Annotated in this window: 17 protein-coding genes; 5 read left to right on the top strand and 12 right to left on the bottom strand. The window is 55.3% G+C overall.

Annotated elements, in window-relative coordinates; genetic code table 11:
- The first annotated feature begins 35 nt into the window (after window positions 1–35).
- A complete protein-coding gene (argA, locus tag FA91_RS14230; RefSeq protein ID WP_034916674.1) occupies window positions 36–1,379 on the top strand; it encodes an amino-acid N-acetyltransferase in 1,344 nt (447 codons plus the stop codon).
- Here the strand turns inward: argA and recD are convergent.
- From recD to rppH, 12 genes are all read right to left on the bottom strand, one after another.
- The gene (gene recD, locus FA91_RS14235; protein WP_034916675.1) at window positions 1,356–3,215 is read right to left on the bottom strand and encodes an exodeoxyribonuclease V subunit alpha; all 1,860 of its coding nucleotides are present in this window, start codon (window positions 3,213–3,215) and stop codon (window positions 1,356–1,358) included. The genes argA and recD overlap by 24 nt on opposite strands.
- Window positions 3,212–6,727 (bottom strand): exodeoxyribonuclease V subunit beta, encoded by a 3,516-nt coding sequence (gene recB, locus FA91_RS14240; protein ID WP_034916677.1) that lies wholly within the window; start codon window positions 6,725–6,727, stop codon window positions 3,212–3,214. The genes recD and recB overlap by 4 nt, the downstream gene beginning before the upstream one ends.
- Window positions 6,724–9,612: a pitrilysin gene (gene ptrA, locus FA91_RS14245; protein WP_034916679.1), complete on the bottom strand. Its 2,889-nt coding sequence runs from the start codon at window positions 9,610–9,612 to the stop codon at window positions 6,724–6,726. Before ptrA ends, recB begins: the two co-directional genes overlap by 4 nt.
- Before the next feature lie 193 nt (window positions 9,613–9,805).
- A complete protein-coding gene (gene recC, locus FA91_RS14250; RefSeq protein WP_034916680.1) occupies window positions 9,806–13,183 on the bottom strand; it encodes an exodeoxyribonuclease V subunit gamma in 3,378 nt (1,125 codons plus the stop codon).
- A 93-nt stretch (window positions 13,184–13,276) separates the two neighbouring features.
- Window positions 13,277–13,573: a prepilin-type N-terminal cleavage/methylation domain-containing protein gene (locus tag FA91_RS14255; protein ID WP_034919351.1), complete on the bottom strand. Its 297-nt coding sequence runs from the start codon at window positions 13,571–13,573 to the stop codon at window positions 13,277–13,279.
- Window positions 13,566–13,991 (bottom strand): DUF2509 family protein, encoded by a 426-nt coding sequence (locus tag FA91_RS14260; RefSeq protein ID WP_034916681.1) that lies wholly within the window; start codon window positions 13,989–13,991, stop codon window positions 13,566–13,568. The genes FA91_RS14255 and FA91_RS14260 overlap by 8 nt, the downstream gene beginning before the upstream one ends.
- On the bottom strand, window positions 13,988–14,539 hold the full coding sequence (locus FA91_RS14265) for a prepilin peptidase-dependent protein (RefSeq protein WP_034916683.1): 552 nt from the start codon (window positions 14,537–14,539) through the stop codon (window positions 13,988–13,990). The genes FA91_RS14260 and FA91_RS14265 overlap by 4 nt, the downstream gene beginning before the upstream one ends.
- A complete protein-coding gene (locus FA91_RS14270) occupies window positions 14,530–14,991 on the bottom strand; it encodes a prepilin-type N-terminal cleavage/methylation domain-containing protein (protein ID WP_034916685.1) in 462 nt (153 codons plus the stop codon). Before FA91_RS14270 ends, FA91_RS14265 begins: the two co-directional genes overlap by 10 nt.
- Window positions 14,992–15,267: 276 nt before the next feature.
- Window positions 15,268–16,062 carry a thymidylate synthase gene (thyA, locus tag FA91_RS14275; protein ID WP_034916688.1) on the bottom strand — a complete coding sequence of 265 codons (795 nt, stop codon included), beginning with the start codon at window positions 16,060–16,062 and terminating at the stop codon, window positions 15,268–15,270.
- The gene (gene lgt / locus FA91_RS14280; protein ID WP_034916689.1) at window positions 16,059–16,940 is read right to left on the bottom strand and encodes a prolipoprotein diacylglyceryl transferase; all 882 of its coding nucleotides are present in this window, start codon (window positions 16,938–16,940) and stop codon (window positions 16,059–16,061) included. Before lgt ends, thyA begins: the two co-directional genes overlap by 4 nt.
- Before the next feature lie 140 nt (window positions 16,941–17,080).
- A complete protein-coding gene (gene ptsP, locus FA91_RS14285; protein ID WP_034916691.1) occupies window positions 17,081–19,327 on the bottom strand; it encodes a phosphoenolpyruvate--protein phosphotransferase in 2,247 nt (748 codons plus the stop codon).
- Window positions 19,328–19,339: 12 nt separating this feature from the next.
- Complete coding sequence (gene rppH / locus FA91_RS14290) at window positions 19,340–19,864, bottom strand: RNA pyrophosphohydrolase (RefSeq protein ID WP_034916693.1); 525 nt, start codon at window positions 19,862–19,864, stop codon at window positions 19,340–19,342.
- A 686-nt stretch (window positions 19,865–20,550) separates the two neighbouring features.
- Between rppH and mutH the strand changes: the two genes are divergently transcribed.
- The 4 genes from mutH (at window position 20,551) to FA91_RS14310 (ending at window position 23,577) form a co-directional block, all read left to right on the top strand.
- Window positions 20,551–21,237 carry a DNA mismatch repair endonuclease MutH gene (mutH, locus tag FA91_RS14295; protein ID WP_034916695.1) on the top strand — a complete coding sequence of 229 codons (687 nt, stop codon included), beginning with the start codon at window positions 20,551–20,553 and terminating at the stop codon, window positions 21,235–21,237.
- A gap of 58 nt (window positions 21,238–21,295) precedes the next feature.
- A complete protein-coding gene (locus FA91_RS14300) occupies window positions 21,296–22,006 on the top strand; it encodes a TerC family protein (protein ID WP_034916697.1) in 711 nt (236 codons plus the stop codon).
- A 167-nt stretch (window positions 22,007–22,173) separates the two neighbouring features.
- Entirely contained in the window at window positions 22,174–22,389 is a 216-nt protein-coding gene (locus FA91_RS14305; RefSeq protein WP_034916698.1) for a YgdI/YgdR family lipoprotein, read from the top strand.
- 147 nt (window positions 22,390–22,536) lie between these two features.
- Window positions 22,537–23,577, top strand: a complete 1,041-nt coding sequence (locus tag FA91_RS14310) for an NADP(H)-dependent aldo-keto reductase (RefSeq protein ID WP_034916700.1) — start codon at window positions 22,537–22,539, stop codon at window positions 23,575–23,577.
- Window positions 23,578–23,860: the final 283 nt, after the last annotated feature.

The raw sequence follows: 23,860 nt of genomic DNA on the forward strand, positions 1-23,860 counted from the left end.
AGTTTTGACGAATAAAAATTCACAGAGGAGTTGACGTGAAGGAACGGAGTACCGAGCTGGTTCAGGGGTTTCGCCATACGGTTCCCTATATCAATGCCCACCGTGGTAAAACGTTTGTCATTATGCTGGGTGGCGAGGCCATTGAGCATGATAACTTTTCCGGCATCGTCAACGATATTGGCTTGCTACACAGTCTCGGCATACGCCTGGTGGTGGTGTATGGCGCGCGTCCGCAGATTGATGCTAACCTCGCCGGACACCAGCTCGAACCGCTTTATCATAAGCATATCCGCGTGACCGATGCGCACGCCCTTGAGCTGATCAAGCAGGCGGCCGGGCGTCTCCAGTTGGATATTACCGCCCGTCTGTCGATGAGCCTGAGCAACACGCCGTTGCAGGGTGCGCATATCAACGTGGTGAGCGGCAACTTTATTATTGCGCAGCCGCTGGGCGTTGATGACGGCGTGGACTACTGCCACAGCGGCCGCATCCGTCGTATTGATGAAGAGGCGATCCACCGTCAGCTCGACAGCGGCGCCATCGTGCTGCTTGGCCCGGTGGCGGTTTCCGTTACCGGTGAAAGCTTTAACCTCACCTCCGAAGAAGTTGCCACGCAGTTGGCGATCAAGCTGAAGGCCGAAAAAATGATTGGCTTCTGCTCTGAACAAGGCGCGATCGACAGCGAAGGCAATATCGTCTCCGAACTCTTCCCCAATGAGGCGCAGCAGCGCATTGACCAGATGGAAAATGAAGGCGATTTCCTTTCGGGCACCGTGCGTTTCCTGCGCGGTGCGGTCAAAGCCTGCCGCAGCGGCGTTCGCCGCAGCCACCTGATCAGCTACCGTGAAGACGGCGCGCTGCTCCAGGAGCTGTTTTCCCGCGACGGTATCGGTACGCAAATTGTTATGGAGAGCGCTGAGCAGATCCGCCGCGCCACGATCAATGATATCGGCGGCATTCTGGAACTGATCCGTCCGCTTGAGCAGCAGGGAATTCTGGTTCGCCGCTCGCGCGAGCAGTTAGAAATGGAGATTGATAAGTTCACCATTATTGAACGCGATAACCTGACTATTGCCTGTGCGGCGCTTTATACCTTCCCGGAAGAGGAGATCGGCGAGATGGCCTGCGTGGCTGTGCATCCCGACTACCGCAGTTCGTCCAGAGGCGAAGCGCTGCTGGAACGGGTGGCGCTTCAGGCGCGTCAGATGGGGCTGAAAAAACTGTTTGTGCTCACCACGCGCAGCATTCACTGGTTTCAGGAGCGCGGCTTCACGCCGGTTGATGTGGATATGCTGCCTGAAAGCAAAAAGCAGATGTACAACTATCAGCGCCGCTCCAAGGTGTTGATGGCTGATTTACGCCACGCCAGACAGGCTTGACGCGTCGGCCAGCCGCTCCACCAGACCGCTGCGACGCCGCGTGCGCAGTTTTACCGCCTCATGCAGAACGCCGCTATCAGCATAAAGCGTCAGACGATTTCTGGCGCGCGTGATAGCGGTGTAGACCAGTTCGCGCGTCAGTATCGGCGTAAACGGGTTGGGTAACACCAACAGCGTATGGTTAAATTCCGAGCCCTGCGATTTATGCACCGTCATGGCGAAAGCGGTGTCATAGGGCGGCAGGCGACTGGGCTGCACCGCGCGAAGGGTGCCGTCAGACAACGGGAAAAACACCTTCAGCACGCCCTCATCATCATTCATGGCAATGCCAACATCACCGTTAAAAAGCCCCAGCGCGCTGTCGTTACGGGCAATCATTATCGGGCGTCCAACGTACCACTTGCTGCTGGCACCGGACGGCCGCCTGATCAACCCTTTTTGCCTCAGCGAAGCCTCTATCCGCTCGTTCAGCCCTGACACGCCAAACGGCCCTTCCCTCAACGCACAAAGAAGCTGAAAGCGGCCAAAAGCATCGATGACCTCGCGCGCGCTCGCGCCGCTGGCCAGTCGCTCAAGGTAGTGACTATAGCCCTCCACGCAGGCATGAAGCAGATGCTGATACTCTTCGCGGCTATGCAGCGGGAAACGTTCAAGATCGGGAAAACCGGAGGTAAAAACCTTTTCCACACGTCGTGTATCTCCGGCATTGACGGCCAGCGCCAGTTGACCAATGCCGGATGAGGCGTCAAAACGGTAGCTTTTACGCAGCAGGCAGATGCTGTCGCGCACCTGCGGCGCGGATGCGTTATCCACGCCGTCAATGTCGCAGCCGGTCAGGCGTACTAACTGCGCGGCGCGCGCCAGACTGTAGCCCGATTCAGCGCAACGACAGATGTCGCCAAGCACCGCACCCGCCTCGACGGAAGCGAGCTGATCGCGGTCGCCCAGGAAAATAACTTTTGCCTGTTGCGGCAGCGCAGCGATCAGGTTCGCCATCATCGGCAGATCGACCATTGACGCCTCATCCACAACCAGCACGTCTAGATGCAGCGGGTTACCCGCGTGATAGCGCATGCGCTGGCTACCGGGCATCGCACCGAGCAGGCGATGCAGCGTGGTGGCCTCTGCGGGAAAGCGCTGTTTTTCTTCTTCACTTATTGCCAGTTGCGCAAGCGCCTTGCCCAGCGACTCGGTCAAACGCGCGGCGGCCTTGCCGGTCGGCGCCGCAAGCCGGACGCGCAGCGTGCCGCCCGACAGTTCCAACAGCGTCGCCAGCAAGCGGGCGACAGTGGTGGTCTTACCGGTGCCCGGCCCACCTGAAATCACCGACACCTGGCGGGTAAGGGCCACTGCGGCGGCAATCTTCTGCCAGTCATCGGGTTGCTGGCCGAAGTGACGATCGAGCGCCGTGCGCAGGCGCGTTTCGTCAAAGATGTCCTGCGGCGTCTGACGCAGAATAAAGCGCGCGACATGGCCTTCGGCTTGCCACATACGATGCAGATAGAGACGCTGCTGATGCAGTACCAGCGGCGTTGCCGTGCTGCCGTCTCCCACCGCCGCCTCCGAGGCCAGCAGCGTCTGCCAGTCGGGTGTGTCAGCTGCCTGCCAAAGCTGCCGGGCCAGTTCCGGGTGACGCCCCTCAAACAGCGCCTCCTCGGTAAACGACGCCAGCGGCAGGCAGACATGCCCCTCTCCCGCTTCAGCGCTGACACAGGCCGCCGCCAGCATCAGCGCTGGCTGCGCCTCACTGGCCACCATCTGCGCAAACTGCACGTCCAGCGAGCGCAGCAGTTTCTGCCAGCAGGCCTCCAGCAGCAGTTGGACGATATTACTCATGACGGTTTCTCTCCGGCGAACAGCGCGTCCAGCGCAGCAATAAATTCCGCGTCAGGCCGTGTGCGAAACAACCCGCTATCGTCGGATGCGCCATCGACGCCGCGCAAGAAAAGGTAGATAACGCCGCCAAAATGTTGCTCATAATCATAATCAGCCAGCCGGTGCCGCAGGTAACGATGCAGCGCCAGCGTATAGAGTTGATACTGCAAATCATAACGGTGTGCCTGCATGGCCAGCGCCATCGCCTGCGGCGTATAGGCTTCGCCTGAGTCACCCAGCCAGTTGGACTTGTAGTCCAGCAGGTAGTACTTCCCCTGCCAGACAAAAACCAGATCGATAAAGCCTTTCAGCATACCCTGTACCTGCTGAAAGTTGAGCGGCGGGCAGCCGGCGGAGAGCGGATCGTAATGACGCATAAGGCGATCGAGGCGATCTGCGCGCAGCATCTGCTGCACCGGCAGCCAGAACTGTAATTCAACCTGTCGTTTATCAGATGCCAGCTGGCTCAGGCTGACGCCGGTATCATTGAGCGGCGTATGCAAAACGCGAGTCAGCCACTGCTGCATAACCGGCAGCCAGGCTTCATCGTGGCCCTGCCCGGCCAGACGCGCCGCCATCCACGCTTCATCCGGCGGTTGAGTGAAATCGATATTTTCAAACAGCCCGTGCAAAAATGTGCCCGGCGCGGCACCGCGCGGAAAGGTGTGCGGCGTCCGCTGCGACGCCGTCTGCGGGCTCGCCTCACCCGCGGCATCAACGTCCAGCCTGGGCAGCAGTTCAAACGTTACCGGGTGACCATGCTGCTGCAACCCGGAGTAGCTGGTTACCCGCCAGTCATCATTTAGCTGACGGGCAATACGCAGGCTACGCAGTTCACCGGGCGCATCCTGCTGTGGCTGCCAGGGGATTTCGGACGGAACCTCTGCGTTCACAATCTCAATCGCATCGCTTTGTAATTCGGCAAGCCGCGTGCGCAGCATCGCAGCATCGCCTTCTTCCCCTTTTTGCAGCAAAAAACCAATGGCGCTGCGGTGAACGTCGCTGGTGCCCTCCTTTTTACGGCTGCCCTTTACCAGCGGCGCGATGCCCACGCTACAGTGCCAGACCGAACGGGTCAGAGCGACGTAAAGTAAACGCAGGTCTTCTGCCAGCCGCTCCTCTTCCGCCAGCTCGATGCTCTCGGCGTCTTCGCGCAGATCCAGCAGCGCCTGCCACGTCTGACGATCGTGATACACCCCGGCGCGCGCTTCGCGATAGTTGGCGGCAAACGGTAGCCACACCAGCGGATACTCCAGTCCTTTCGATTTATGAACGGTGACGATCTGCACCAGGTGGCGATCGCTCTCCAGCCGCAGCTGCTGGCTGGCAGACTGCCCGTTTGGCCGGGCGATCTCCTGCGCCAGCCAGCGCACCAGCGCATGCGGGCTGTCCAACTGCGCGGAGGCTTCCTGTAACAGCTCGCCCAGATGCAGCAGATCGGTCAACCTGCGCTCGCCGCTTTCGGAAACCAGCAGGTTTTCGGCGATCTGCCGGTTTGTCATCATTTCACGCAGCATCGGCAGGACGCCGCGCGTCAGCCAGCGCTGACGGTAGCGATCGAACTCATCCACCAGCGCATCCCAGGCGCGCTCGTCCTGGCTCAACGCATCCAGCACAGGCGCGTCCAGCCCGAAAATACTGGTAGCCAACGCGCTGCGCAACACACGCTCCTGCTCCGGCGCCAGCACGGCCTGAAGCAGCCACAGCATTTCGCGCGCTTCCGGCGTCGTGAATACGCTGTCGCGATTGGAAAGGTATACGGAAGGAATATTTAAACCGTTAAGCGCTTCACGTACGATAGCCGCTTCGCTGCGGCTTCGTACCAGCACGGTGATATCTGACGCCGCCACCGGACGCTGGTCTTCGCCGTTGCCAATCAGCGCACGTCCCTGCTGTCCGGCCGTCAGCCAGCGACAAATATCCGCCGCGCAATGGCGAGCCATAAACTGTTGGTAATCGCTTACTCCAACCCCATTGCCGGGCTGTAGCCACAGCCGTAATGCAGGCTGGACTTCTCCCTCAACCGTAAAGCTGAGCGCGCTATTTTTTGCAGCGGGCTTCACTGCAAGAAAAGGAATGTCGCTGAAGAGAAACGGATTATCTAGCTGTGAGAAGAGCCGGTTCACGCTGTTGATCATGGCGGGTGAAGAGCGCCAGTTTGTATCAAGCGTATAGTGAGCGCTGACTTCGTTTCGCGCTTTCATATAGGTGAAGATATCTGCACCGCGGAAAGCATAAATCGCCTGCTTTGGATCGCCAATTAATAGCAGCGTCCCCTGCTGCTGACCATAAAGACGGTGGAAAATACGGTACTGCTGCGGATCGGTATCCTGGAACTCATCAATCAGCGCTACCGGATAGCGGTTATAAATAGCCTGCGCCAGTGCTTCACCCGACGGCTGTTGAAGCGCGCTGTCGAGTCGTCCCAGTAAATCGTCAAATCCCAGTTGCGCATGCAGCCGCTTCTCTTTTTGCGTGGCAAAGCGGATTTCACTGAGCGCGCGGGCAATCACCAACTCGCGAAGCGAAAGCGGTTCGGCAAGGAAGCGATCGATTTCGTCAAAAAGTGGATGGCGCGGCGCTTCGCCTTTTTTCGTCTTATCAAAAAGAATACGCTGCCCAAACCGCTCAAGGTCTTTCGGAATGGCGTAGTCTTCAGTAGGTTCAGCCGCCCACAGAGTAATTTTTTCCAGCCAATTTGGTAAGTGCTTACTACTATAACTGCGCTTGTCCACGCCAGACTGCGCAATAAGATCATGCAAACTGCCTGCCGCCAGCCAGGCCGATTTCATTGCTTCAATTCTGGCGATGATTTTTTCATGACGGTCAGTAAGGGTTTCCTGCACATCAGCCGGATATTTGAAAGCGGGTGCTTCGCCGTTCAGCCAGGGAGATAACGTGGCCAGCAGCTGTTCCGGCCCCTGCCAGAGCTGCGTCATCACTTTCGCTATGGGCAGCGGTAAAGGGTAGCAGTTGCGTCGCCAGAAGTCGGCCGTGGCCTGGCGACGCAAAGGATATTCGTCTTCAATGAGCTGTTGCTCAAACAGCATGCCAGACTCAAACGCATTAAGATTTAGCATGCGCTGACAGAAGCTGTGAATGGTGAAGATACCCGCATCATCCATCTGCCGCTCAGCAGCAAGCAGCGCGGCAGCAGCCTGAGCAGGATCGGCGATCTGTGCCATCAGCGCCGCCAGCATGGCATCCGACGTGTAGCCACGCAGGCAGGCAATACGTAACTGGTGAATATTGGCGCGAATACGGCCCCGCAGCTCGGCCGTTGCCGCCTCGGTAAAGGTCACAACCAGGATCTCTTCAACCGAAAGCGGCCTGCTTCTGCCCAGCCCTAACAGCAGGCGCAGATAGAGCAGCCCGATAGTAAACGTTTTGCCCGTTCCCGCCGAGGCTTCAATGAGCCTTACGCCATCCAGCGGCAGCGTAAGGGGGTCAAGACGTTGGGCTTCTGGCTTCATGGCTTATCGCTTTTAACCGGAAACGACTGTTGCAGCGTTGAGACCTCCTGCCAGGTAGTGAAGCCGGAAGGTTTTGCATAGTCCGCGCTGCCGTGGCGATCGCCGGAAACCTGTGAAAGCAGGGTCAACCCCTGCGGTTCGATTACTGCCCTATGGAAGAAATCCGCCAGCGAGGTCGGCGTCAGCGCCGCAATACGCTCAATAACCTTCTCCCGCGTATCAAACTGATAGTTGCCGCGGTCAAAATCTTTACTGAAGCGCCCCGCCTCCTCATCCAGCGTCTGCGGTCGCTGTTTCAGTTCGTTAATCATGGCTTTCTGGTACTGGGCAAAATCCTCGTTGCTCAATGCGCGCAGTCGTTTTTCAGCCGTGGGATAAAACGCCTGAAAGCGCGAAAGCAGGTAAGCGGGTTGCTTCGTGTTGCTTTGCAGCAGGAAGCCGATACCCCACTGGCGACCAATCGGCATCTGGAAAGAGAAAACCGCATAACCCAGTTGTTCTTCCGTACGAAGCTGATTATAGAACCAGGGCTGAACGATCTGGCTGAGCATCGAACTGCTGGCGATACTGTCATACTCATCAATGCCGAGCGGAACATACAGCGCCGCCAGCGCGGAGTCAGTGCTGCTGCCTTTGCGCTGAAGGTTTGCGGACGTTTTCTTATCTATCGCCAGATACTGACTGTGCCACCACTCTTGACCCGCGCACGCCAGTTGGGTTTTAAGCTCTGTTCCCAGGGTTTTAACGCTTTCGGCGCTCATATTACCGATGACCACCAGTTCAGGCGTGGCATTCTCAAGCAGCATTTTGCGATAGGTTTTAAGGTCGTCAAGCGTGACCTGTGGCACTAGCTTTCGCCGCTCGTTGCGCTGCGTGTAGGGGATCTGCGACAGCATTTGCGCGGGCTGGATCGCCAGCTCATAGGCTTTGCCTTTATCAGCCGCGTCCAGTCTTTCAAGATACCAGGACTTCGCCTGTTCAAGCTGCTGCGCGTCGGGCTGGAAGGTGGCATAGCGCGACAGTAGCGTTTTCATCAAATCAGGCAGGCGCTGCGTGAAACCGCTGGCGTTGAATGAGGCGCCGCCGTTTTCGCTGGTTGAGAAGCTGATGCCGCCAACCGAGGCCTGAGAGTTCAGCTCGTCCAGCGCAAGCCCGGCAAGATAATCATTGAGCGCAAACAGCACCTGATTTTTTGCCGTACCGACAGCGGCCTTGTTACGCAGGGTCAGCGTAATATTCGCTTTGGGATCGTCGGCGTGGAACTGGCTTGGCATATAAAACACTCTCAGCCCCGGCTGGTTTACTAACTCTTCAGGGTGGGCATACTTTTTACCGGGTTTAATCAGCGTGAAATCATCAGGGATATAGGGATTCAGCACCGGCAGCGAAAGCGCAATTTTGGCGCTGGCGGCCTGCCAGTCGGAAAACTGCTTCGCGCTGATTTTGTCGACCTGATAAGGTGCATTAACAAAATAGGCCGTTTTGTTATGTGGCTCATTTGGGCTGATATACCAGATGCGCGCTGACTGCGGCGTCATACCGTCAAGTCGTGCCTGAATAGCTTGCGGATCGTAGCGATCGGCGCGATATGGCGCATCAAGCGTATCGGCAACCGGAACACGTAGCATCATGTCGGCGAGCCACTCAATATAGTCCATGTCGCGGGTAATAGAGGGATAGCGGAAATCCAGCGCCAGTACGTTAGCTACTTCGTCGAAATAGCGTTTATCAATACCGTCGCTCCGCAGCTTGTTCAGATAGCTGAAAATGGCAGCGATAACCCGATCGCGTTCGGCAAGCCCTTTGTCGGTAAGCGAAACGGAAATAGAAAAGACGCCGCCGTTGCGGTCAACAACCGGATCGGCGCCCGCATCGATTGAATCCGCCAGGCCATTGCTTTGCAGCCAGTCGGACAAGGTGTTTTTGCTTCGGTCGCCAATCAGATAGGCGATGAGCGTATCGGTTTTACTACGGAATTTGTCACTGTTGTTTTCAATACGAAACTCCACTTTAAGCTGCTTGCGCGGCTGGGCGGGCACATAATGAATAATGATGCCTTTTTGCTTATCGGTAACCACTGGCACGGTAATATCAGGCACCGTGGCATCGTGATTTTCAACACGCCCAAACGTCGATGTGGCAATTTTTTGCAGTTCATCCATTGGTTTGCTGCTGTAGATAACCGCTTTCATCAGGTTGGCGGAGTAGTAGCGCTGATAAAAAGCCGTCAGGGCGTCATGCAGCTTACCGTCCGGTTTATCCTTCAGCGTCTCCAGATTACCACCGGAAAATAGCGATGAAGGATGTGCCGGGTTCAGCGTTTCTGCGCCGACCTGCGCCATACGCAGCCCGTCACGTGAGCGCGCCATGGTCAGTTCCGCATTGACCGCATGACGTTCGCGATCCGCATTAACCGGATCAAGCAGGGGCTCAGCGATGGCATCAGCCAGCCGATCAACCGCAGGCTGGAGGGCATCATTTTCCACTTCGAGATAAAAGGCGGTGCGGTAAGAGGCGGTGCTGGCGTTATGACTGCCGCCGTGCTTTTTCAGGAACTCAGCGAGGTTATCCGGTTCAGGATAGCGTTTCGAACCCATCAGCACCATATGTTCAAGATAGTGCGCCAGCCCCTGCTGATTGCGCGGATTCTCCAACGAGCCAACAGGAATCGCCAGCGCGGAGAGCGATTTGGTCGCCTGCGGATCGGATACCAACAGCACCGTCATGCCGTTGTCCAGGCGAATTGCCTGATACTGACGCGGATCTTTCTCACTTTTGCCGATTGTATCAGGAGTCGGCTGCCACCCTGACTGTGCCTGAGTGGGCGAACACCAAAAAGCAAAAAGCAGAACAAAGCTGCTTAACCACACTGCATTGCGAAACATCGAAACTCCTTGAAGGTCTTTTCTTTTCTCTGTCCGGTATCAGGGATCGCGCGCGAGGCGCGATGACTCTGAAAATTTATTTTCCGGCTGTGTACAGAAAGTAAATTTTAAGCGTGAAATAGTTATAAAGTAACACTACAGCAACTCTTGCGGAATGTCGTCAAAAGTTGGCCAGCCGTCTCATACGAAGCCATTATGTACTGGCGCCTTTATCATTCATTTGCAGCAGCGGCAGCAGCCAGGTTTCGGCGTTGCGTGCGATCTCTTCCATCCTGTCGTCGTCAAGATTACGGAACAGGCGCGAAAGATAAGGATCGGTGCCTTCGCCTTCAAACTGAAAACTCCCTTGCCAGGCTTGTAAAAGCTTGATGCGCGCTTTTGCACGGGCGTTGTCATCACGCACAATTACTGAATTTTTTTCATCATAGCTGGCTTCAAGCCAGGCGCTTCCCGCTTTTGGCAGAAGCAGAAGTGGCGCGCTCATCCCCGAAAGATAACCTTCAACATATCGCGCCAGCCATTCGGCGGCCTGCTCCGCTGTCAGCGCGTGAAAGCAGAACTGGCTCTCTTTACGACCAAACATGCGGCTTGTTCCCTTACCGCCCAGCGTGCAGTAAACCAGATGTTCCAGCCAGAGAGCCAGCCCATCGGTGAGGTTCAGATGGCCCGGTCGCCAGCGCAGCAGACCATCATCCTGCACCTGTTGTAGCCACCCGTTCACCTGTACGCCGCCCGACTTCAGGTTTATTTCCCAGCTAACGGCCTCTTTACGTTGCGCACTCACCCGGCTGGCCAGCTCCGACATCTCGTCTGATTGCTCCTGCCAGAACAGTTCTCCCCACGCTCCGTAAGGAAGCTGTCCCGCTGCGCGCTGGCGTGCGTAGAGGAGTTCGCCAGGACGGTCCTCAATAAGGGTGTTAAGCAACTGCATATTGAGCTGATAGCGGCTTAAATTATCGAGAGTAAAAGGCTCTGCATCCGGCAAATCCGTCTCTTCTAAATGAAAACTGACGCCAAGCCGCTGATTGAAAAAGGCACGTACCGGATGACGCCAGAACCGCAGCAGCTGCTCAAAACCTACCTCGCTGATTTCAGGCGCTGGCAACGTCTGCATAAAGGGCGGATGCGCGGTGCCACTGGCGTTCGCCGCAGGTAACCACTCCGCCGCATAGCTCTGAAAGCGCGAATGCGAAGAGAAGTTTTCGGCAGCGAAAGGCATACGGCTGTGCAGATGCTGAATATGATCCGCAACTTTTTTTGCGCTGCTGTCCACGTCGAGTTCGACATCCTCTGCCAGGCAAAAACTCTGGCTGATATAGTCCACCAGTTCACTGACCAGCACCGAGGGAAAACGCTTCGCATTATCCTGGATGGTGCGGCCGATATAGCTGATATAGAGCTGCTGCTGCGCCGAGTTAATCGCTTCAAGAAACAGATAGCGATCGTCCTCACGGCGGCTGCGGTCGCCTTTTTGCGGCTGCTGGCTTATCAGATCAAAACCCAGCGGCGGCTGCACTCGTGGGTAAGCACCATCGTTCATACCCAGCAGGCAAACGACCTTAAAAGGTATCGAGCGCATCGGCATCAGGGTACAAAAATTTACTGGCCCGGCGAGAAAGCGCTGGCTTACCCGCTCCTTATCCAACCGCGCCGAAAGCTCGTCACGCAGCAACGAAAGCGGAATCGCCTGCCGACAACCTGCCTGGATGCCATCGCCGATGGTTGTTTTCCACTGTTCTTCAATCAGAGCCAGCGCCGCTTCGGTATCGGCATCGCCGCTGAAAAAGTCATCCGTCAGTTCACGGCACAACGGCAGCCAGCTTTCCAGATCGCGTGCCGCTAACATTGTTTCACGCCAGTGACGCAGGCGCATCAGCAGCTCGGCCAGATAACCCGCCAGTTCGGCAATTAAGCCGCTGCTTTCGTCATAGGGCAAAATGCCCTGCCAGTCTCCGGCTTCGCTGTTCATCGCGTAACCCAGCAGCATTCGCGACAGGCCAAATTGCCACGTGTGCTGCCCGGTCGGAGTAAGATCCAGGTCGCGTACCGTCTCATCGTCCAGCCCCCAGCGAATACCTGACTCATTAACCCAGTTCCGCAGGCGTTTGAGGCCCTCTTCATCAATCGAGAAGCGGCTTGCAATGGCAGGAACTTCCAGCAGCGCCAGCACTTCACCGGAGGTAAAACGGCTTTCAGGCAGGGTAAGAAGCGTGATAAAGGCCTGTAGCGCCGGATGCGCCTGGCTGGCCCGACGGTCAGATATGGCAAAGGGCAGGTAACGCTCCGCAGGAGCATTACCAAAAACCGCCTGGATAAAAGGCGCATAGGTATCAATGTCCGCAACCATCACGATGATATCGCGCGGCAGCAGCGTGGGTTGCTGCGCCATCATCTCCAACAGCCTGTCCTGGAGCACTTCGATCTCACGCTGCGGGCTATGGCAGAGGTGAATACTTACGGAGCGATCCTCATGAGCAAGCAGACGCTTACGCCGGCTGTTCTCCCACTCCTCGGCTTTCAACCCGATAACGGCATGATCCTCAAGTTCAAGCATGTCCCGCTGAAGAGACTGCAACAGCGTGGCGGGTTCAATATCGACAAAGGCGTCGATTTCCCGGCACTCCATCTGTGCAAGTAAAAAAAGGTTATCTCTTCCCAACTTGCCCCATGAGGCCAGCAACGGGTTGCTTAACTGCTGTTCACCCTGTTCGTTAAACAGCCCGGATGCATCGTCCTGACGAAACAGCGCGCTTTCATGCTGCTGCTGATAGTGCTGGCGTCGGCGGCTTTGCAGTTTCGCCAGAAAAGCATAGTCCTGGATATCGCCCCAGTAGTGGCGGCAGGGATTCGTAAACAGCAGATGAACATCAATGTGCCTGCCCAACGCCTGGAGCGCCTGGAGATAGACCGGCGGTAGCGCAGAGATGCCGCAGATAAAGACGCGATCCGGCAAGCCGGCAGGGCGAACACGACTTTTTTCAAGGGCCGATATAAAGCGAGCGTAGAGATTTGCGCGATGCCAGGCAGGCTGCCCAAGCTGTCGGGTATAATCAACCAGCGCTCTCCAGAGCGGAGCCTGCCAGCGCTGAGCCTCATCAAGCCCTTCAATAAGCTGGCCCTTCTCCCAACTGTTCAGCCATTCAGCACGATAAACCAGATACTGATCGAAGAGGTCGGCAACGCGCGAGGCGAGTTGGAACAGCTTGCGCTTGTCATCATCGTCGATGAGATAATGCTGAAGCGCAGCAAACTCAGGCTGCGTCAGCATCTCTGGCAGAATAGCCATCAGCTTCCAGTTCATGCCGGATTGAGTAAAAGCGCTCTCTTCCGGGATGTCGGGAAGAACGCGCATAAACATTTCCCATATAAAGCTGGCAGGCAGAGGAAAGGTGATATTTGCGGCGATACCAAACTCGGTAGCCAGCGACATCTGTAGCCACTGCGCCATACCGTGACTCTGAACCAGAATCACCTCCTGCCGGAACGGGTCGCGCAACGGCTGATTTTCAATCTGCCATGCCGCCAGCGTTTTCAATAAATCCAGCTGATTTGAGTGGTAAACCGTAAACATCACTGCTCCTGAATGCGCTATTTCGCTTTGCGCGAATACTGTAACCCTTCCGACGCCGCTTGCAAATTAAAGGGGCTAACAATGCGATGAAGACTACGGACAGACTAATAACGTCAGCTCCGCTTCACGCCCGGCAGGGCTTGTTACGTTCGCCGTGTGTAGCTGGCACCCTTGCGGACCGGGCCGGGAGGAGAGTTCACTCCGCCATTCCGGGGCCTGATAGCCTTCGAAGCGCTGCCAGGCCAGACGCAGGGCATTTCGCTGTTGAGTCTGCAATTCGAATCCTTTCGCCAGCGCTAACTGATACTGCATGAGCGCCGTGGTGCTCAGCGAGAAAAGCAGCAGCGCAAACAGCGTTTCAGGCAGGCTGAAACCATGCTGATTATTCATCTGGCTCACACATCTTTTCCTGAGCAAGCGGGCAGTAATCTATCCAGCCATGCGGTACCGGCATCATCTTTGCTGCTTCGCTGGCGGGTATCATCCACTGAAAATGCGCCACGCTGCCGGGTCCGCTATCGCCGCGCATAAGATAGCTCTCTGCTGTTAAACCTCTCAGGCAGGCCCGCCAGTGGTATATATTCTCTGTTTGACAATACCAGCCGTCATCCTTCGCAGGCCACTGCCGTTTCGACCCCCACGCCAGCGCTGAAGCGGCAAGGCTGTATTGACGTATATAGCGGCTCTCTTTTACCACCACGCTCAAAGAATCATCAAGCTGCCTGCGCGTTGCGTGTAGCAAAGTTGCTGACATCATTAACAGCAGGATCACCGCTATCAGCAAGCCACTTCCTTGTTGTTCCTTCACAGGTTCACCGCCGTTATCCAGCGTTCCGTTACAACAGGCTGCTGTGGGAAAACTTTCGCATAGCCGCCCAGCGTCAAACGAACTTGTCTTCCCTGCCGGACGATGCGGAAATCGCTTATTACCATTACTGCCGGATCGTTAAGTTTTTCCCAGCCTGTGCCATCGCAGCGGTCAACGCCTCGCTGCACTTCCAGATTTCCTCCGCGAAGACGATAGCCATAGAAGTCGCTGTCGTCGCGCTCCACCGCGTCCCATTTGCCGTTGCTGTTTTCATCCCATCGAACCAGCAGACATGTGCCTGATATGCCGTCTGTTTTCAGTGCGTCGCCCTGACACTCTCCGCGACAATATCCCGCGCGGCGCACCGCTTTCTCCAGCGTAGTAGTCATTTGCTGCATCTCTTCCTTTAGCTGAAACATCGTCAGGCTGCGAAGGTTGTACATCTGTAACAGAGGCAACATGCGTGCCGCGCCCATCATCAACGTGCTGCCAATGGCAAGCGCTATCAGCATCTCAGGCAGCGTGAACCCTGATGTTTTCACAGACACCCTTCCCCCTCCGGCTGGCAAACGCGTACCCGCCCACGGGAAGAGATAATAATGTGGCGCTCGCCCGCCGCGCCGGCAATAACCACTCTGCCCGGCTTCGCCACGTTTCGCCGTCCGTAAAATCCCACGTCGTCAGTTAGCGAGAGCAGCGTAATCCCCTGCCAGGCCGCATTAACCCATCGCGGGCTTTTGCCCGAGCAGTCTGTCAAAGGTTTCCCGCTGCCCAGGCACCATTTATCGCCTTTTTTTGCCCAGAGCAGCCGCGATTCATTAAGCCAGTTTGCCTCGCTGCGTTGACGCAGCAAAAAAAGCTGTATCTGTCGGGCTGCGTCATTCAGGCGCTGCCGTTGCTGCCATCCTTGCCAGCCTGCAACGCTGGCAATGCCCAGCACGCTGGCGATGATCATGACGATAAGCACTTCCATCAGGGTAAATCCGTAAGCGTTTTTCATGCTGCCACTTTTCCAGTTTGCTGGCGGCGTCGCCAGTCAAAATAGCGCTTCATGCGAGCCTTCTTCAGCGAAACTTTTACGTTTTCATTAACGCAGCAATGGTTTTGCGAAGCCTCTCGCAATGAGACGAATAACCGAAAAAAAACTTAGTAATCCGCTGAGTGGAGATATAGGGTGAAGCCCCATGCAAGGCATGCAGAATAAAGGACGAGAAAGATGATGGGCGCAGGAAGGCACAAAACAGCAGAGGCGGAGCGCCGCCGCCTCTGCGCGGGATCAGATGGCAACGGGCGCTTTAATTGCCGGATGCGGATCGTAGCCGCTTATTTCAAAGTCTTCAAAGCGGTAGTCAAACAGCGAGGCAGGCTTGCGCTTAATGTTCAGGGTCGGAAGCGGACGTGGTTCGCGTGTCAGTTGCAACCGTGTTTGTTCCATATGGTTGCTGTAAAGATGCGTGTCGCCGCCCGTCCAGACAAAATCGCCGGGCTCGAGGTCGCACTGCTGCGCCACCATATGCAGCAGCAGCGCATAGCTGGCGATATTAAACGGCAGCCCAAGGAAGACGTCGCAGGAGCGCTGATAGAGCTGGCAGGAGAGCCTGCCGTCAGCAACGTAGAACTGGAAAAAAGCGTGGCAAGGTGCCAGCGCCATCTGGTCAAGTTCACCGACATTCCATGCCGAAACGATAATACGCCGCGAATCGGGATCGCTTTTGAGCTGTTTAAGCACGTTCTTAAGCTGATCGATCTCACGGCCGTCCGGCGCATGCCAGCTGCGCCACTGTTTGCCATAAACCGGGCCGAGGTCGCCATTTTCATCGGCCCATTCATCCCAGATGGAGACGTTGTTTTCGTGCAAATACGCCACATTGGTATCGCCGTTAAGAAACCACAGCAGCTCGTGAATGATCGAGCGCAAATGGCATTTTTTCGTTGTCACCAGCGGAAAGCCATCCTGCAAATTGAAACGCATCTGGTGACCAAAAATCGACAGCGTCCCGGTACCGGTACGGTCATTTTTAGGGGTGCCGTCATTAAGCACTTTTCTCATAAGATCCAGATACTGTTTCATTTTTCCTCACGAAGGGTTTGCGGAGTGCGGCGACGCCAGGCCCAAATCATCATGATTACACCCGCCAGAATCATCGGCAGGGAGAGAATTTGCCCCATGCTGATAACGTTGCTAAACAGGCCCAACTGGGCATCGGGCTGACGGAAGAACTCGATGATAAAGCGGAAGGTGCCATAGCCAATCAGAAACAGGCCCGATACCGCACCCATCGGGCGACTTTTGCGGATAAAAAGATTGAGGATAATAAACAGAACAACGCCTTCAAGCAGCAGTTCATAAAGCTGAGAGGGGTGACGCGGCAATACGCCATAAGTCGCCAGTAACGATTGCCACTCGGGATGCGTGGCGGCCAGCGCCACGTCTTCGCTACGGGAGCCGGGAAAGAGCATTGCCCACGGCAGCTCCGGCGATACGCGGCCCCATAGCTCGCCGTTGATAAAATTGCCGAGACGGCCGGCGCCAAGCCCGAATGGGATCAGCGGCGCTATAAAGTCCGCGACCTGGAAGAAATTACGTTTGGTACGACGTGCAAACCATAACATAACGCAGATAACGCCAATCAGGCCGCCGTGGAACGACATGCCGCCGTCCCAGACTTTGAACAGGTAGAGCGGGTTATCGAGAAACAGGGGAAAATTATAGAACAGCACATAGCCGATACGACCGCCCAGAAAAACGCCCAGAAATCCGGCGTAGAGCAGGTTTTCAACCTCCTCTTTTTTCCAGCCGCTGCCGGGTTTGTTAGCGCGACGAACCGCCAGCCACATGGCAAAAATAAAACCTACCAGGTACATCAGACCGTACCAGTGGAGTGAAATCGGCCCGATGGAGAAAATTACCGGGTCAAATTGCGGAAAAGCCAGATAGCCGTTAGTCATCTTTCACCATTTTTAGCATTTGCCCTGATCAGCAGGCGACAAAATACGTTAGTTGACGCGCGCTGCGCCTTTTTCAGGCGCGCATGATAGCACACAGCCTGAATCCGTGCGGTTTGGAACCGTAAACTTTGTTAAGCGCGCTAGCGGCCACCGCGGCTGAGCCCGCCGAGCCCGCGCTGCTCCATAAATGCGGCGACAAGATGGCGAACGTCCGCCGTCAGCGTTACGTTCAGACTCTCGTCAGCCAGCTTTTGCGCTTCTTCGTGATCGATACGATTGAGCAGATATTTTACCCGGGCAACGTTACGGCCATTCATGCTGAGATGATGAAAGCCCAGCCCTATCAGCAGAATGACGCACATCGGATCGCCTGCCATTTCGCCACAGAGGCAGAGTTCAATGTCCGCTTTCGCGGCTTCCTGCGCGATAGTTTTTAACGCACGCAGTACCGCCGGATGCAGGCTGTCGTAAAGATTCGCGACTCGCGTGTTATTGCGATCGACCGCCAGCAGATACTGCGTCAGGTCGTTGGTGCCAACCGACACAAAATCTACCCGAGAGGCCAGGTGCGGGATCATAAAGATCATCGACGGCACCTCAATCATTACCCCCACGCGCGGCACAGGAATACGGTAGCCCAGCATCTCTTCAACTTCCTGCGCGGCGCGGTTGATCAGGCTTCTCGCCTCATCGATCTCATCAATGCTGGTGATCATCGGCAGCAGAATGCTCAGGTTATCGCTGGCGACGTTGGCCCGCAGCATTGCTCTCACCTGAACAAGAAAAATTTCTGGCTGATCCAGCGTGAGACGAATACCGCGCCAGCCGAGGCAGGGGTTTTCCTCGCTGATGGGCATGTAAGGGAGCTGTTTGTCGGCACCGACGTCCAGCGTACGCAGCGTCACGGGTTTTTCCAGAAAAAGCTGGAGCATTCCCTGATACTGCGCGACCTGCTCCTCTTCCGACGGGAAGCCATTTTGCAGCATAAACGGAATTTCGGTGCGGTAAAGCCCGACGCCATCCACCCGGCTGCCCATCGCTTTTTCATGTTCTGCGCTGAGTCCCGCGTTGAGCATCACCTTTACCGGTTCGCCGCTTTTTAAAAAAGCGGGACGCTCAACGACATCCTCAGCCAGCTTGCTGAGTTCGTTCTCCTCGCTGATTAACTGCTGATATTCCTGCACCAGTACGGGTTCAGGATCGACCAGCAGCTCGCCGCGGTAGCCGTCAATAATCAGCAGCCTGCCGTTAAGCATTTCGGGCTGAATATCCGCTCCCATGACGGTCGGAATACCCATTGCACGCACCATGATGGCCGCGTGAGAGTTAGATGCGCCGTCACGAACCACCACGCCAGCGAGACGATCCGGCGGAAGCTCAGCCAGCATCGTGGCGGTCAGCTCGTCGGCCACCAGCACAAAGCGCGGCGGCCAGGCATTGGTGCCCTGCATGCTGTCGTCAAGATGAAAGACCAGCCGCTGGCCTAATACGCGCAAATCACCAGCGCGCTCACGCAGATAGCTGTCCTGAAGGCTGGCGAACTGTGCGGCGAAGCGCTCAATAACTTTTTTCACCGCCCATTCGGCGACCGATCCGGCATCTATTTCGGCATAGAGATCTTTCTTCAGGCGAGCATCGCTGAGCAGGTGGGAATAGAGATCGAAGATGGCCGCGCTGTCTTTATGCACGCTGGCGGTGAAGCGTTTGCTGTAGCGACGAAATTCAGTAGCAGCTTCGTTCATCGCCAGCGACAGGCGCTCTCTTTCGCGCTGCGTATCCAGCGTTGAGGCAGCAAAAACGTTATCGAGTAAAGGCTGCGTGCTGTCGACCCAACCGGGCGCCACCGCGACGCCGGGCGAGGCCGCCAGCGCTTTTACCCGCGTCTGGCGATACTGCCCGAACAGCGTGTTAAGCTGCGACTGCGAAAGGATCGTTGCCATCTGGGTCGCCAGGGTGACCAGAAACGACTCTTCGCTTTCATCAAACTGCCGCAGTTCTCGCTGCTGCACCACCAGCACGCCCAAAAGCTGACGGCGGCTGATAATGGGCACGCCAAGAAATGAGCGGAATCGCTCTTCTTTAACAGACGGGACATATTTGAAGCTCGGATGGCTTTGCGCGTCGGCCAGGTTAATTGGCTCTGCAAGCCGCCCGACCAGGCCGACGATGCCTTCGTCAAACGCCAGCGCGACGGTGCGACCGCGTGGCTTTTTCAGGCCACGCGTTGCCATAAGGTAATAGCAGCGGCGATCGTGATCGGCGAGGTAAACCGAACAGACTTCGGTGTCCATCGCCAGACCGATTTCATTAACAAGAATATCAAGCGCTTCGGTAAGACGTGGAGCACCTGCAACTTTTTCAACTATTTCGCGCAGCTGTATGAGCATAATTTGCGTGGCTCACCCTCTTTTGCGTCGGTAAAGCGCGTTCCGCTGTACGGTATTCTCCTGTAGCGGCATGACGATGCTGGCAAATTCTTTCATCACGCGCCGGTAAACGTCACGTTTGAAAGAAACCACCTGGCGAACCGGATACCAGAAGCTTACCCAGCGCCAGCCGTCAAACTCCGGCGTGCTGCTGGTTTGCATATTAATGTCCGCGTCATTGCACATAAGTTGTAGAAGAAACCACTTCTGTTTCTGGCCGATACACACCGGCTTTGTGTCCCAACGCACCAAACGTTTTGGCAATTTATATCGTAACCAGTTTCGGGTCGAAGCAAGAATACGCACGTCTTTTCGATGCAGCCCGACCTCCTCAAACAGCTCGCGGTACATCGCCTGTTCAGGCGTCTCGCCAGCGTTGATCCCTCCCTGAGGAAACTGCCAGGAGTGTTGGCCAAACCGTCTGGCCCACAGCACCTGTCCCTGCCTGTTACAAATTACGATACCAACATTCGGGCGGTAGCCATCATCATCGATCACTGGACTACCTCAAACTAAAACTCGGATGTTCTGATTGTTTCATACTCCTTACAGGCGGTAAACCACTGCTTATCGTACGTTTGCACCCCGTCGTGTTGGGATAACTTATCCTTTATAGCAAAGTTATAAACAATCCGCGGGCTGATTCAGCGATCTTATGCACCTTTTCTGTGGATAGCTTTGTGCAGAAGTGGCATAACAGGTGGGGAAAACTTTACGAACCTTTAAAGTGCGCGCGGCAGCAACAAAATATAAATTACTGTTATATATACATTTTATTTAATTATACCGTTCAAATAAACACGGTGCATAACGCTGAAGGTGGGGCACAGATAATTCCTGGTGAAAGATCGAGCAGAGATGCATTTATCCACAGGATATGTTGGATAGTTGGTCAAAAGCAGGTGACTTCAGGGGAAAAACGCCGCCGTCAAGGCTGTAAATGGAAACAGTAGTGGGTAAAAATGTGAGTTATCCCATTATTCTGTGGATAACAGGGTGTAAGATCCTGTTCATTGTCGGTGACTAAACGGCATAAGCAGGAGAGTATTACCCTACGCGCGATAACTGACAGGTAAAAATGTGCGATTTATCATGCTATTATTCGTTTTTACCCTTCTTTCAACGATATTATTTATGACGCCTGACTTGAGTGTCGTTTTTTTGAGCGACCGCAGCGAGTGATTATGCCTTCCGATTTCAGTCCGGTGCCGCCACCGGAAAGCGAAGCCGTTCTGCTGGCGCGAGCCCATCAGCTGGCTGGCTATACGCTCGGCGAACTGGCGCAAAAAATGGCCTTTCCCATTCCGCCCGACCTGAAAAGAGATAAAGGCTGGGTGGGCATGCTGCTGGAAATCAGCCTGGGCGCCAGCGCAGGCAGCAAAGCGGAGCGCGACTTCGCCCATATTGGCGTTGAGCTGAAAACTATCCCGATTGACGCGCTTGGGCGTCCGCTGGAAACCACTTTCGTCTGTGTGGCGCCATTGACCGGCAACAGTGGTGTGACCTGGCAGACCAGCCACGTCCGCCACAAGCTTGCACGCGTGCTGTGGATACCGGTTGAAGGCGACAGGGCGATCCCGCTGGCGGCACGTCGCATCGGCGCACCGTTGCTGTGGAGCCCCGACAGTGAAGAAGAGGCGCTGTTGCAGCGCGACTGGGAAGAGCTAATGGATATGATTGTGCTGGGCCAGGTTGAGCGCATCACTGCCCGTCATGGCGAGGTATTACAGATCCGTCCAAAAGCCGCCAACAGTAAAGCGCTGACGGAAGGCATTGGCGAGAATGGGGAACCGATAATGACCCTGCCGCGCGGCTTTTATTTAAAGAAAACCTTTACCGCTCCCCTGCTTGCCCGCCATTTTTTACTGTAGGCCGTCGCTGCGACAGGTATACTCCTCGTTTACCTTTCGTTGAGGATGTCGTGTTCGTATGTTTGAATGGATTGCAGATCCAAATGCCTGGCTGGCGCTGGGCACGCTGACGATTCTGGAAATCGTCCTTGGAATCGATAATATTATTTTCCTCTCGCTGGTGGTGGCAAAGCTGCCGAAGTCGCAGCAAAATGCGGCGCGACGCCTTGGTTTAGGCGGCGCGATGCTGATGCGACTTGGACTGCTGGCCTCTATCGCATGGGTAATTCGCCTGACCAACCCGCTGTTCACGCTGATGGATCACAGTTTTTCCGCCCGCGATCTGATCCTGCTGTTTGGTGGTCTGTTCCTGCTGTGGAAATCCAGCATCGAAATCCATGAAACTATTGAGGGCGGTGATGAAGAGCATAAAACCACTGTGCACTCCTTCATCGGCGCAATTGTGCAGATCATGCTGCTGGATATCATCTTCAGCCTTGACTCGGTGATCACCGCCGTAGGCCTTTCCGATCACCTGATCATCATGATGGCTGCGGTCGTTATCGCCGTTGGCGTGATGATGTTTGCCGCGCGAGGAATTGGTGAATTCGTCGAACGGCATCCTTCCGTGAAAATGCTGGCGCTGGCCTTTTTGATCCTGGTCGGCTTTACGCTCATCCTTGAAAGCTTCAACGTACATGTGCCTAAAGGCTACATCTACTTTGCCATGTTTTTCTCAATGGCGGTGGAGTGCCTGAATTTGCTACGCAGCAAAAAACACGCTGCCTGATCTTATGTCGGTCGTTTCACGGCCGACGCTTCGCCAGACATATCGATTTACGAAAAATGTCAATAACGCAACGTGCTTGTGGCACATTTTCAGACCGTGGCGGTTACGTCAGATAGCGAAATGCGTTATTAATTAGGCTTCTGATTACAGGCTTCAGGAAGCGGCGAATGAAAAAGATGGTTGGCGCGGCGGCGCTGATGCTGACAGTACTGCTCAGCGGGTGCAGCAGCGATTACGTAATGGCAACAAAAGATGGCAAAATGATCATGACTCAGGGCAAACCTGAAATAGACAAAGAGACCGGGCTGGTGAAATACAGCGACCGGAACGGTCATGAGTTGCAGATAAATGGTGATGAGGTGTCCTCCATCGTTGAGCGCTAGAGGGAATGGTGCACGGCGCACTTCCCGATAAATCCCCTCTTCCCCCTGTTGCATACGGCGGTTATAGTCGGAAGTCGGAGTCGACTTCCGATCGCCTTTGCGGTCGCTCGGCGGTCAGCCATTTCATCATAAAAAGGAAGCCGGCAAATGCATTATCATCGTATCCCTCACAGCACGCTTGAAGTGAGCAGCCTGGGGCTTGGCACCATGACCTTTGGCGAGCAGAACAGCGAAGCAGATGCCCACGCCCAGCTTGATTTGGCACTGCGTGCCGGTATCAACCTGATTGATACCGCCGAAATGTACCCGGTTCCTCCGCGCCCTGAAACACAGGGGCTGACCGAAAAATACATCGGCAGCTGGCTGAAGGCGCGCGGCAATCGCGATAAGGTGATTCTGGCATCAAAGATCGCCGGCCCCTCGCGCGGCAATGACGCCTCCATTCGTCCTCAGCAGGCGCTGGATCGTAAAAATATCCGTGAAGCGCTGGATGCCAGCCTGAAACGTCTTAATACCGATTATCTGGATCTCTATCAGCTTCACTGGCCTCAGCGCGAAACCAACTGTTTTGGCAAGCTCAGCTATCAATACAGTGAAAATACGGCGTCAGTTACGCTGCTGGAGACGCTGGAAGCGCTCAACGAACAGGTGCGGGCGGGCAAAATTCGCTATATCGGCGTATCAAATGAAACGCCGTGGGGCGTGATGCGCTATCTGCAACTGGCGGAAAAACATGAACTGCCGCGCATCGTCAGCATCCAGAACCCGTACAGCCTGCTTAATCGCAGTTTTGAAGTGGGCCTGGCAGAAATCAGCCAGCATGAAGGTGTCGAACTGTTAGCCTACTCAAGCCTGGCGTTTGGTACACTGAGCGGAAAATACCTGAATGGTGCGAAACCGGCAGGCGCACGTAATACGCTGTTCAGCCGTTTCACCCGCTACAGTGGTGAACAGGCACAACTGGCGATTGCCGAATATGTCGCGCTGGCGAACAAGCATGGGCTTGATCCGTCGCAGATGGCACTGGCTTTCGTTCGCCAGCAGCCCTTTGTTGCCAGCACGCTGCTGGGCGCCACCACGCCTGAACAGCTGCAAACGAATATCGACAGTTATAACCTGACGCTGAATGAAGAGGTGTTGCAGGCGCTGGAAACCATTCACCGCCGTTATACTTTTCCTTCTCCGTAATGTTTCTCGCAGAGGGCGACATCATTCGCCCTCTGCCGTTTTTTCCGGAATGCTTGCTCAGCCTCAATTAAATTTTCTCATCGCCCCTTTATTGTTAAACAACCAAAAAACGCGTTCAGTTATGCGCCGTGTCGATTCAGCAAGAGCATGTTATTTACATTGCTTTAAGTAAGTAATGCGTAATACAGCTTTATTGACAATAAAATATAATTATAGCCGTACAAAAAAAATAAAATTTTCTTTTAACGCTATAATGAAAACATTGTAACTACCGGAAAATACA

Source organism: Erwinia sp. 9145 (genome assembly GCF_000745075.1).
Classification (GTDB): domain Bacteria; phylum Pseudomonadota; class Gammaproteobacteria; order Enterobacterales; family Enterobacteriaceae; genus Erwinia; species Erwinia oleae.